The sequence below is a fragment of the Halorhabdus amylolytica genome, from assembly GCF_004944975.1.
Lineage (GTDB): Archaea > Halobacteriota > Halobacteria > Halobacteriales > Haloarculaceae > Halorhabdus > Halorhabdus amylolytica.
The window spans coordinates 126,958-138,301 of the sequence record NZ_SPQG01000008.1 but is presented as its reverse complement, the minus strand read 5'-3'; the positions used below and the strand labels follow the sequence as shown (position 1 = coordinate 138,301).

Genomic DNA, 11,344 nt, shown 5'->3' with positions numbered 1-11,344 from the left:
CGAGCGTTCTGGCGAACTGCTCGACGCGCCGTCGAAGCGACCGATATGAGACGTCGATCTCAGCGTCTAGCTGGCGAATGATCGAATTGAAGCGTAAGAGAGCGCAAAACGTTAACATGAGTTTCTCGAGCCGATTTTCGCGTGGGCAAAGATCGTGCCGGTCATGTCGTTGAACGTGCGGTTGCAATCCGTTCAGCAATACCGTTGAAAGACGCGATAGCTGCCGTAGTTGATGACTGACTCACTGCGGCAGTGCGGGCATTAGAGGCCGTCGTGCCAGCGAACCTGCTGGAGCAGGTTCGCGGCGCTCGCCTCTGAGTTCAGCAATTCAAATGGGAACATTGCATTCGGTTGACGCGGTAGCGTCACCCTTGCCCGCTACCCTTTCACAGCGTCAGCTCTCTCCCACCAACAACCTATTTCCCAAGAGCGAAAGGAAATATTCATTAATATCCTGTTTCAATCTTGTAATGAGGTTAGTGCCTAATGAGTATAAAAGTGGCTGAAGGAGAGTTCCTTTGGGCAGTTAGTGGAAAGAAAGAAAACAAACGGACAGTCGATGATACCACTGTATATAGTATAGAAGAGGACAAGTGGTATAGTAGTCTAAATGGTGAATTAGCCCCAATTCCACATCCGGTTCAAGGTGCAGGATGGACGTTATACGATGGGAAAATATACGCTTTTGGTGGAAAGACTGAGCCTCATGAAGGATGTTCTAATTACGTCCAAAGATATGATATTGGGGATGATGAATGGACTGTACTTGAAGAAATGCCATCTTGCCGGAGTAAACTGGGGAAGTTCTATCCTGTTATAAAAGATAGGTATGTATATCTTTTTGGCGGAGATGACGAAGGCGGTCGGTTCAGTAGGGTCAACTGGAATTGGAAGTACGATCTAAAAACCGACTCCTGGGACACAGATGTGGCTGACGCTCCATACTCACAGTCCTTCCCCCTACCCACGTACCATGATGGCTGGCTCTACTATAGCACCGGAAATACACAATCAAAGGGCGGACAAAATAATTACCCAGGAGCCCTTAATCAACGATATAACCCCTCTACCGACAACTGGCAAGTCGTTGCACCGGTCCCCCATCCTGTTACAGATGGAGAAGGAGACAAATGGAACGGTGAATTACACTTCCTGGGCGGGTGGAATGTAAACGAGGATTTTTACAATCCCGAGAAGGACTACTATATCGGCCCCGTTAAAAATCAACATATCGTCTATAACTACGATGCAAATAAGTGGCGATACGAGAAACCACTTCCAGGTCGTTGGCACCATGGGGGTGCACGGGCTAGTAAGGAGTACCTCTGGAGGTACCTTGGGACCATTGATGAAGACGTTGATCACGACGTTGGTCAATTTACGGATCAAGTCGAACAACATACAAACAAAATCTTTCGATGGGATGGTGAAGAGTGGACTGAGATGTCTCCTGCCCCAGTTTGGAAAATGAATTTTGGCACAATTTACACTGAGATCGGCCCGAAGGCGGTCTGATCGCAAGGTGGCACAAATACTTATCTTCTATTAAACAATTATTATACAATTTCGCTCATGCGTAGCACATTGTTGACGTAGAGCTGTCTTGCTATTCTACTATAGAGCGTGCTAAGTGAGAACCGACCCGCTGATCGATCTCCCGGTCAGTTTTTCTTCTCGCCCTCTTCTGGAGAACTGTATCAACAATCTCCTACAGAGGAGCGATAGTTATTAATTTCACTTATTTTCTCCCCTCCGATGCAGAGCCTGCCGGAGAATAGGGAAACTTATTTAAAACTGTAAAGCTCCACAAACGGTCATGGCGAACGTGACGCTCGATGAAGTGACCAAAATCTTCGAGGATGAGAGCGGGGAAATCGTCGCGGTCGACGATGTGAACATCGACATCAAGGACGGCGAATTCCTGGTCCTGGTCGGCCCGTCGGGGTGTGGCAAGTCGACGACGCTCCGAATGGTCGCAGGCCTCGAGAAGCCGACCAGAGGGACCATCAGCGTAGACGGCGAGGCAGTCACGCATCTCTCGCCCCAGGAACGGAACGTGGCGATGGTGTTCCAGTCCTACGCGTTGTATCCCCACATGACCGTCCGGGGGAACATGTCCTTCGGGCTCGAGGAGGCGACCGATCTCAGCGATGAGGAGATCCACACGCGCGTCGAGGACGCGGCGACGATGCTCGGCATCGACGATCTCCTCGATCGCAAACCGGACGAACTCTCCGGGGGTCAACAACAGCGCGTCGCGCTCGGGCGGGCGATCGTCCGCGAACCGGACGCGTTCCTGCTCGACGAGCCGCTGGCGAACCTCGACGCGAAGCTCCGCTCGGAGATGCGGACCGAACTCCAGCACCTCCAGGAGGACCTCGACACGACGACGATCTACGTCACCCACGACCAGACCGAGGCTATGACGATGTCGGACCGGATCGCCGTCCTGAATGACGGTAAACTCCAGCAGATCGGGACACCCCTGGAATGTTATCACCGCCCCAACAACCAGTTCGTCGCCGGATTCATCGGTGAACCGTCGATGAATTTCCTCCCTGTAACGCTCGAGGACGGTCGACTCGTCGGCGAGCACTTCGAGTATCCCCTTAGGGAGGAAACGCGCGCGAATCTGGGAGATCAGACGGACCTCGTTCTGGGAATCCGGCCGGAAGACATCGAAATCCTGGACGCGGCGAGCGGCGATCACGAGTTCCCGGGTATCGTCGACGTGGTCGAACCGATGGGGAACGAGAACACCGTCCACGTCGCCTTCGAGGGCCAGGATCGGACCGAATCCGAGCTGACCGCGACGATCAGTGGCATGCGAAACGTCGAGGGGGCGGAGTCAATCGGGGTCGGGATTCCGGAGAACGCGATCCACATCTTCGACGGCGAGACCGGCGAATCCCTCCACAACCGTGACCTCGGGGATGTCGAGGGCGACCGCCCGCTCCGCGGCGCCGAGGCGGCCTGACGTCAGAGATCCCCCTTTCGCGTCGGTTCTCGTGGCCGTGTAGTTTCTTCTGCGTCTAATCCCCCATAAAAATCGAACACAATCATTATGTATGAGTATGTTGAACACCGAAGTGTATGACAGCAGATAACGGTACCGGCAGCGATTCGGTTTCGCGTCGAACAGTGATCGGAACGGCCGCGGGGCTCGCGACGGTCGGCCTCGCAGGCTGTGGGAGCGGCGACACGACCGAGGCGCCGGCCGACACTGAGGGCGGTGATACAGGAGACAACGGTAGTACGGAGGCCACTGAAGAAACACAGTACAACAGCACCGCCCTTGAAGTTCTCCATGCTTGGACAGGCGGTGGAGGACAAAATGCGATTAACGCGGTTGCTGAAGGATTTAAAGAGCGATATCCCGATATTGAGACCAATTTCAGAGCGGTCGGTGCAACAGCTAACGTCCAGTTGAATCAACTTATCAATCAGCGTCTCGCTAATCGAAATCCACCAGGTTCGTTCAACGCATGGCCGGGTGCCCACCTCACGCAATTCATCGAAGCGGATACTCAAATACTGGGGGACATCACTGAGTCCGTGTGGGCCCATGACGATATGGAAAGTGCATTTATTGATGAAGCTAAGGAACTCAGCAGGTTCGATGGTCGATACGTCACTGTTCCGATCGGGTCCCACCGACTCAACAATCTCTTCTACAACATGGATGTGATCGAAAGTGCTGGTGTCAACCCCGAAGATGTCGAGTCACCAGCTGACCTGATCCCACTGATGGAAACCGTCGAGGCCGAAACGGACGCTGTCGGGATGGCACAGTCGATGGCAAATTCCAATACCCAGTTACAGTTATGGGGTGCGATTCACCTCGGGATGCACGGGTATCAATCATACATGGACGTGATGAATGGAGAGGGAGATCTCGAAGAAGTCCGAGAGAGTGTAGATATGCACCGTCAATACGCCCAATTCTTCAACGAGGACTCGGCGACGGTGAATCCGCCAGAAGCAAACCAGAAGATCATGAACGGAGATGCCGGATTTTACCACCAGGGTAACTGGATGGCTGGTGGGTACAATGCGAACGATCTAACGTATGAAGAAGACTGGGGTTGGATCGCTTTCCCCGGTACTTCGAACATGTACACCTTGCACATGGACGCGTTTGTCTCTCCAGCGGATAATCCTTCACCGGAAAAATCTATTCGATGGCATCGCTATGTCGGATCAAAGGAAGCACAGGTCAACTTTAACAAACACAAAGGTTCGATACCACTGCGTTCTGACGTGTCGATGGAAGAATTCGGTCCGTTCCTCACTGAGACAATGGAAGACTTCCAGAACGTTGAATACCGACCACCTACAGTAGCCCACGGACTGGCTGTTTCCCCTGGTACTTTGGTTGATCTTCGTGAGGTATTTTCGAGTAACTTCATGGGACCGTATAATGTTGATGAGACTTCACAAGGGATAATCGATACAATCTGAACGTTTATCCGTCACCGAAACATGATGAACTACAATCGACCCTATCCGAGAAATATAATACAATATTATAACACATCATGGTGAAAAAGATGGGAACAGAAAAAGGGGCAAAAAATAAACAGATTGGTCACAATCAAGTCTGGATAAGGAAGCTAACCAAAAACGACTTCGTAAAATCACTTCCATTCTGGCTTCTCCCCGTCTCTCTTGTTGGTCTATTTATTTATGGGGCGATAATTTGGAACTTCATAATTTCTCTAACCGATCTCAGCGGGTTCGGCCGTGCATCTTTCGATAGCCTGGATTTCGATATGTACGTTCGCGCTCTATCGGATTCCCAGCTACTTTTTGCCACCCAGAACACGTTTGTACTATTAGTAGCCTTTACAGTTTTATGTCTAATCCTCGGTCTGGCTTTAGCTATCCTGCTAGATCAGGATATTCGCTCTCGAGGAAAACTACGAACGATTTATTTGCTTCCGTTTAGCCTCGCATTTATTGTCACCGGCCAGGTCTGGTTATGGATCTATAATTACAACTATGGTGTCGTCAACACCCTTACTGGTGCGATAGGACTTCCGCCCATCGAGATCATCGGAAACCCGGATCATATTCTGGCTGCGGTGATCATCGCCCTCGCGTGGCAGTTCACTGGATACACGATGGTCGTGTACCTGGCCGGCCTTCGAGCTATACCGGATGAACATTTTGAGGCTGCTCGAGTAGCCGGCGCAAAGAAGTATCGGATCTACTGGCGCGTGATCATCCCACAATTGAAGGCGTCAATGGCTTCAGCCGCAGTAATTCTGATGGTATTTGCACTGAAAACCTTCGACTTCTTGTTCGCTATGTTCGGTCAGTACCGTCCTCAAGTCGGTGCAGATATACTCGCGACAAAGATGGTGCGCGAAGCGTTCCAGAAACTCGAATGGGCCTATGGTGCCGCGATCGCAGTTATCCTGTTCGCTCTCGCCCTTGGAATTATTTCTCCGTATATTTACTATCAATACAGGGTGAATCAACTATGAGTTCGGAATCGACGTATCGTCGAGTGGCTTCGAAGCTGACGTTCAGCTACGAGGACTGGACGTATCGGAAATTGCTCGTATACACCATTGCGTTCACACTTGTTATCATCTTCCTGTTCCCTCTTGTAGTCGCGATTGTCACGTCGTTCAAAACTCGCACTGCAGTGACAGGAACTCTTCCGTTCGTTCCCGTGTTCCCGTGGCAGGACGGGTTTACTCTCGCACAATGGGGACAAGCGTTTGACGTTCTACAAGGCGGATTGGTCAATAGTTTCCTCAGAGCGATCCCTGCAACCACAATTACTGCCGTCCTCGGGAGCTTGACTGCATATGCTATTACTCAGATCGATTGGCGGGGTCAGATTGCTGTTCTATTGTTATTGGTCTCAGCGACGTTCTTCCCAACGCAAGCAGCGATTGTGCCGTTAGCACGGTTCTGGACAGTCTACGTCCCCTTGGAAGATCACCTTGGGATTTTGTGGGGTCTTCCTCTCCTTGAGCCGTATCATGGCGATCTCATCGCACTGATCATCAGTGATATCGCGTATGGGATCCCCGTGGTTACAGTATTATTCCGCGGGTATTATCAGACGATCAATCAGGAGTTGGTTGAAGCGGCTAAAATCGACGGTGCCAATATTTTCCGAATTTATCAGCGTATTATCCTACCGATTTCTGTCCCGATGTTCGCAGTTGTCTTCATCTTCCACTTCACCCAAGTCTGGAATAGTTTTCTCTTTCCGTTGATTATTATGTCCGGTTCAGGCCATCCAGCTGCGCCGGCGACACTCGTATTGGGTGGCCTCGGCCAGTCCCTTGAGGGAATCAATTATGGCCTCCGGATGGCCGGTGCACTGTTGACTGCACTTCCGACAGTTGTAGTCTTCATTCTCGCGGGCGATAAGTTCGCCAAGGGGATCACCGGCGGTGGAACAGCATAGTGTATATTTCAAATTCTTTAAGATAAATTTAACTATTTCAATCTCTAATTAATCGACGTGCTAGTAGTACATATAGACATTGATTCGCTCAGACCGGATCATATCGGATCGTACGGGTACGAAGCCGAAACCACACCGAATATCGACTCCCTGGCAGCTGAAGGTACGAAGTTCGAGCGGGCCTACTGTGCAAATTCCCCCTGTATTCCCTCCAGAGCTGGCACGATTACGGGCCGGTACGGAATCGACACGGGGATCGAAACACATGGAAAGGCATCACAGCATATAAATCACCCAGCAACTCAGGTTGACTGGGCTGGCGGCCCTGATGAGAAAATTGATACAGAACTTTGGTATACTCTTCCTGAGCTGTTTTTCGAGAACCAGTGGAAATCAATCGGTATCGGGTCGTTTCCTCAACACCCAGCCCCTTGGTTCTACCATGTCTGGGACGAGTATCATCAGCCCAAATCTTCCCAGACGGATGACTTTCAGGCCATCCAGGGAGAATATATCATCGATCGTGCTCTCGACACAATCAAGCGCGTCCGTGAGGACGACGTCTATCTCTACGTTCAGCTGTGGGATCCACATGTTCCCTACAACCGAAGTGAAGAAGAAATTGACCAGTTCCGGTCAGTCGATCTGCCACCATATCCGACCCAGGATGATATCGAACGGCATCAAACGTGGGACGCGTGGCGATCAGCTTCACACATGAATGTGGATGATCGATCGGACCTCAACGAGTTGCTGTCACATTACGACGCTGAGATTCGGTATGCGGATCGACAGGTGGGTCGACTCCTTGAGTACCTCAAGAGCGCAGGCTTGTATGATGAAGCCACTATAGTTCTTACAGGGGATCATGGGGAGGAATTCGGAGAACACGGTCTTTACCGGGAACATTGGAGTACCCACGACGCAACCCAACGGGTGCCGCTGATCGTGAAGCCGCCGACAGATCATACTGTCGCTCAGTCGTCTCGAGAAGAGTTAGTTACAAACGTCGATATAGCACCCACCCTCGCGGACTACGCGGGAATAGATACGCCAAGTCGGTGGCACGGTCGATCGCTCCGGAATCTCGTCGAGGAACAGACCGCGGATTGGCGTGATCATATTGTCGTCGATCACGGGCTCTATACTGCCCAACGTGCGGTCAGAACGGATCGCTGGAAGTACATCAGAACATTCCATCCGGGCATGTGGGAGAGCGTAGTTCCCGAAGAGCAACTCTACGATATGAAGAATGATCCTTGGGAACAAGAGAATGTGATCGACGAACATGATCCGATAGCGGAAGAAATGCGGAATCTGATGGAAGAATGGATTGAAACCTATGGCGATAGTAAGGACGACCCACTCAAAACGGTAGCCCATGATGGACCATCAGGATACAACGCTTTCAAGGACGATTGGGAGGGTATCTAACAACCTGCGAGGGCGAGTTCCCCGGCCCACTGGGGTCGGAGGTGAAGCCCGACACTCGGCCTAGTGTTCTGTCTCCTCAATCTACCGTTCAATAACTTCTTCCGATACCGCTCCCATCGTTCCTACGTAGTACCCGACCTTCCAGAATCCGCCACCCCAGAAATTCGCCTCCCGAATCTCGAGATACCGGTCCAGCAAGTGCTTACCCGAATACGACTTGAATTGCCGAGCGATGTCCGCTGGATGAACATCGCGTGGCGCGAGACGGCGAAACTCGACGGTAACGAATCGAATTACCGGACTCACAAAACCCAGCCGCAAGTTCGGTTGGTGCGTCTGTCCGGGTCGGGGCGTGTAAGCCGCCCACTCTCATCCCGTTCCCTTGCGGAACAGGGAGTGCTAGCGCACGGCTGAGGGAAGTACAAAAGCCTCGGGCCACCGCGCCCGAGGCTGTTTACCTCTTGGACGTACTGTCGGCGAAAGTACAAGCGGATCAATCGATTGCAGTAGGTCGGTGGAGTACTGAAGCAATCGTTAGTGATTGTAGTTTACAGGCTCAACCCACTCGTTGGTATCGCCACCAGTCTGTTGCCACCAGGAATGAACCTGCTGTTTGAGACGGTTAGCAGTCTCGTTGTGGGCAGGGTCTTCAGCGAGGTTGGTCAGCTCGTGAGGATCGTTTTTCATGTCGTACAGTTCGTTCGGCTCGTCGTGAAAGTATTCGACGAATTTCCATCGTCGAGTCCGGACGCCACGATAGGGATGTTCTCCCCAGTATGCGTATTTGTGTTCGAAGAATATCCGCTCATCTGCCGGTGGTGAGGTCCGCTCGAACGCTTCAAGAACACTCCCAGTATCGAACGGGTCGGGAGCGTCAATGCCTGCGGAGTCGAGTAGCGTTGCTGGAATCGAGCGATTCGAAAACAAGTCGGGAATACGATCTCGTTTCGAAACCCGTCCAGGGACACGGACGATCAGCGGCACGCGGAGAATTTCGTCGTAGGCGATCACTCCTTTCTTGTTGAGACCGTGAGCCCCTTGCATATCACCGTGATCGCTCGTGAAAACAACGACGGTGGTATCGTCTAGTCCCTGATCCGAAAGCGTATCAAGGATGTGCCCGATGTGATCATCCACCCGCGCGGTCATTGTCCGGTACTTGTAGCCGATATCGCGGACATCGTCCGCACTGAGACTTCCCTCGTCGGGATCAGCCGCACGGTCGCGCTGGAACGCTGGTTTGTCAGCTAAGTCGTCCTCGAAACTTTCTGGGAGTGGGACATCTTCCCAGGCGAACCAGTCGGCAAAGCGATTGTCCTCCATAAATGGCGGGTGGGGGAGATTGAACGATACAGTCAGGAAAAAGGGATTGTCGTCATGCGAAGAGAGATGAGAGACGGCGAGGTCTCGCGTCTCTTTGTCCGTCGAGAATCCGTCCGGTGGATTCGACGTCTCGTGAACGTTTTTGACGGTTTCCCAGCCATATTCGCTGGGACTCCGCTCTCCCAGATGCCACTTCCCAATGAACGCCGTTCGGTATCCTGATGAGTGGAATACACGACCGATGCTAGGTACGTTAGTGGTCAATGATCCCGGTCCCCATTCTGGAAGTGTATACATCCCATTCTGATGAGGATACTGGCCCGTGATCAATGACGATCGTGAGGGCGAACATTGCGGACTCGTTGAATAACATCCGGTGAACTGTGTCCCTGACGTCGCGAGACGGTCGAGGTTCGGTGTCTCAAACGTTTCGTCGAGGGAACCAAGTGCTGTCGCCTGTTGCTGATCAGTGGTAATCAAAAGTACGTTCGGGTTGTCTGCAGGCATACTAGCTGAGTTCGAAGACGATCATCAAAATCTTTGCCTTCGTTGGCATCACACATGGCTAATATCGATACACCTGTAAGGGCTGTACTCCCTGCTGAGTTACATCTCTGGATACGTAGAACAATGGATTCCGAGGCTGATACCCCCCATTGTCAGTACGAGCAGGTGATGCAGAAAATTACTGGTCAGGGGCTGCACGGTCCGGCCAGGGTTCGAACTCGGGGTTTCTCTCAGGTATGGCAGCATCGACCTTTTCCTGCCATTCGTGGAGCCTATTGGTGAGCTCTTCGGCCTTCTTTGGCCGGTCTTTGCTTCGATCGATCGTTTCGGAGATATCACTTTCGAGGTCGTAGAGTTCGATCCGATTAGTTTCAAAGAACTCGATCAGTTTCCACTTACCTGTTCGAACGGCACTAGCGGGTGTCCCACCCTGGTTCCCGTAGTGCGGGTAATGCCAAAAAATGACATCGCGTTCTATCGTTTTACCGCTGAGAAGTGGTCGTAGATCGCTTCCGTCTATGTATTGATCTGCAGGAAGTGAACAGTTGGCGGCATCAAGTAGTGTCGGGTATAGGTCCGGTGTTATTACCGGCGTCCGCTGGACGGACGCCAGCACCGACTGGTCCGTGACACCGGGCCAGCGAATGATAAGTGGTACCCGATTCCCTCCTTCTTCCATCCATCCTTTTCCTTCCGCAAGGGGCCTGTTAGTCGTCGGTGATCCTTCAGCGGTGGCAAGCCCTCCGTTGTCGGACGTAAACACGACAATAGTATCTTCAAGCTGACCGGTTTTTTCAATCGAATTGAGGATTCGACCGACGCTCCGGTCAAGCCATTCGACCATGGCCGCATATGTTGGATTCGACTGTACCTTGCGGCGTTTGATTCGTTCGTGTTTCTTGTCTTCAGTCGGCATCCGATCACCAACCTCAAATTCCTTCACATTGTCGAGGCCCAGGATTTGACGTTTCTTTTCGTATTTTTCTACGGTTTCGTCGGGTGCCTGTATCGGCGTGTGTACCAAATAGGGATTGTAGTGTAAGAAAAACGGATCATTTCTATCGAGGCTGTTTTCTATTAGGTTACTTGCTTCTTCGCTGAGTCTGTCGGGAAGGTAACGCCCATCTTCCTCTGACTCTTCTAATGTCTCTATTTCCCACGGTGCGAAGTACCCGTTTGATCCGTTTGGTTTGCCCCATTCACAGCCACCGATGTTCACGTCAAAGCCGTGGTCACCCGGGAGCGACTTTTGACCTTCTCCTCCGAGATGCCATTTTCCGACGTGATAGGTTTCGTAATTCTTTTCTTTCAATACCTCGGGGAGGGTTGTCTCTTGAGAAGATAGATGAGTCTGATATTCCGTGTCGATAACTTTGCCACGAAGTGGATGAGTCTCACCGCGGAAATCGATCCAGTCAGTGATCCCGGCTCTGGTGGGATACTTTCCGGTTATAAGACTTGCTCGTGTCGGAGAACAGACCGGCGAGGCTGCGTAAGCATCGGTGAACAGTGTACCATCTCGTGCGAGGGCGTCAATATTCGGGGTCTCGTAAAACGAACTTCCGTAACAACCCAGATCTCGCCAACCTAGATCGTCCGCGACGATACAGACGATATTCATGCCTGCTGGGTCCATATTAACTATGATCA

Annotated in this window: 8 protein-coding genes and 3 pseudogenes; 7 read left to right on the top strand and 4 right to left on the bottom strand. The window is 51.8% G+C overall.

Annotated elements, in window-relative coordinates; genetic code table 11:
- A pseudogene (locus tag E3374_RS17705) lies at positions 1-342 on the bottom strand (transposase); the annotation flags it as partial.
- 144 nt (positions 343-486) lie between these two features.
- On the opposite strand from E3374_RS17705, the gene E3374_RS11405 reads away from it, so the two are divergent.
- From E3374_RS11405 to E3374_RS11380, 6 genes are all read left to right on the top strand, one after another.
- Complete coding sequence (locus E3374_RS11405) at positions 487-1,515, top strand: Kelch repeat-containing protein (protein ID WP_136689197.1); 1,029 nt, start codon at positions 487-489, stop codon at positions 1,513-1,515.
- 301 nt (positions 1,516-1,816) lie between these two features.
- The gene (locus E3374_RS11400) at positions 1,817-2,977 is read left to right on the top strand and encodes an ABC transporter ATP-binding protein (RefSeq protein WP_136689196.1); all 1,161 of its coding nucleotides are present in this window, start codon (positions 1,817-1,819) and stop codon (positions 2,975-2,977) included.
- 116 nt (positions 2,978-3,093) lie between these two features.
- On the top strand, positions 3,094-4,461 hold the full coding sequence (locus E3374_RS11395) for an ABC transporter substrate-binding protein (RefSeq protein WP_136689195.1): 1,368 nt from the start codon (positions 3,094-3,096) through the stop codon (positions 4,459-4,461).
- An 89-nt stretch (positions 4,462-4,550) separates the two neighbouring features.
- Positions 4,551-5,489, top strand: coding sequence for a carbohydrate ABC transporter permease (locus E3374_RS11390; RefSeq protein WP_248299468.1), 939 nt, complete (start codon positions 4,551-4,553; stop codon positions 5,487-5,489).
- Positions 5,486-6,430 carry a carbohydrate ABC transporter permease gene (locus tag E3374_RS11385; protein WP_169051839.1) on the top strand — a complete coding sequence of 315 codons (945 nt, stop codon included), beginning with the start codon at positions 5,486-5,488 and terminating at the stop codon, positions 6,428-6,430. The genes E3374_RS11390 and E3374_RS11385 overlap by 4 nt, the downstream gene beginning before the upstream one ends.
- 57 nt (positions 6,431-6,487) lie before the next feature.
- Entirely contained in the window at positions 6,488-7,864 is a 1,377-nt protein-coding gene (locus E3374_RS11380) for a sulfatase family protein (protein ID WP_136689192.1), read from the top strand.
- An 81-nt stretch (positions 7,865-7,945) separates the two neighbouring features.
- On the opposite strand, the pseudogene E3374_RS11375 reads toward E3374_RS11380, so the two are convergent.
- Positions 7,946-8,107, bottom strand: a pseudogene (locus E3374_RS11375) (transposase); the annotation flags it as partial.
- Between E3374_RS11375 and E3374_RS18020 the strand changes: the two are divergent.
- Positions 8,108-8,278, top strand: a pseudogene (locus E3374_RS18020) (RNA-guided endonuclease TnpB family protein); the annotation flags it as partial. It abuts the pseudogene before it with no gap.
- Positions 8,279-8,398: 120 nt separating this feature from the next.
- Here the strand turns inward: E3374_RS18020 and E3374_RS11365 are convergent.
- Both E3374_RS11365 and E3374_RS11360 read right to left on the bottom strand, forming a co-directional pair.
- On the bottom strand, positions 8,399-9,694 hold the full coding sequence (locus E3374_RS11365) for a sulfatase family protein (RefSeq protein WP_136689191.1): 1,296 nt from the start codon (positions 9,692-9,694) through the stop codon (positions 8,399-8,401).
- 178 nt (positions 9,695-9,872) lie between these two features.
- Positions 9,873-11,330, bottom strand: coding sequence for a sulfatase (locus tag E3374_RS11360; protein ID WP_136689190.1), 1,458 nt, complete (start codon positions 11,328-11,330; stop codon positions 9,873-9,875).
- Positions 11,331-11,344: the final 14 nt, after the last annotated feature.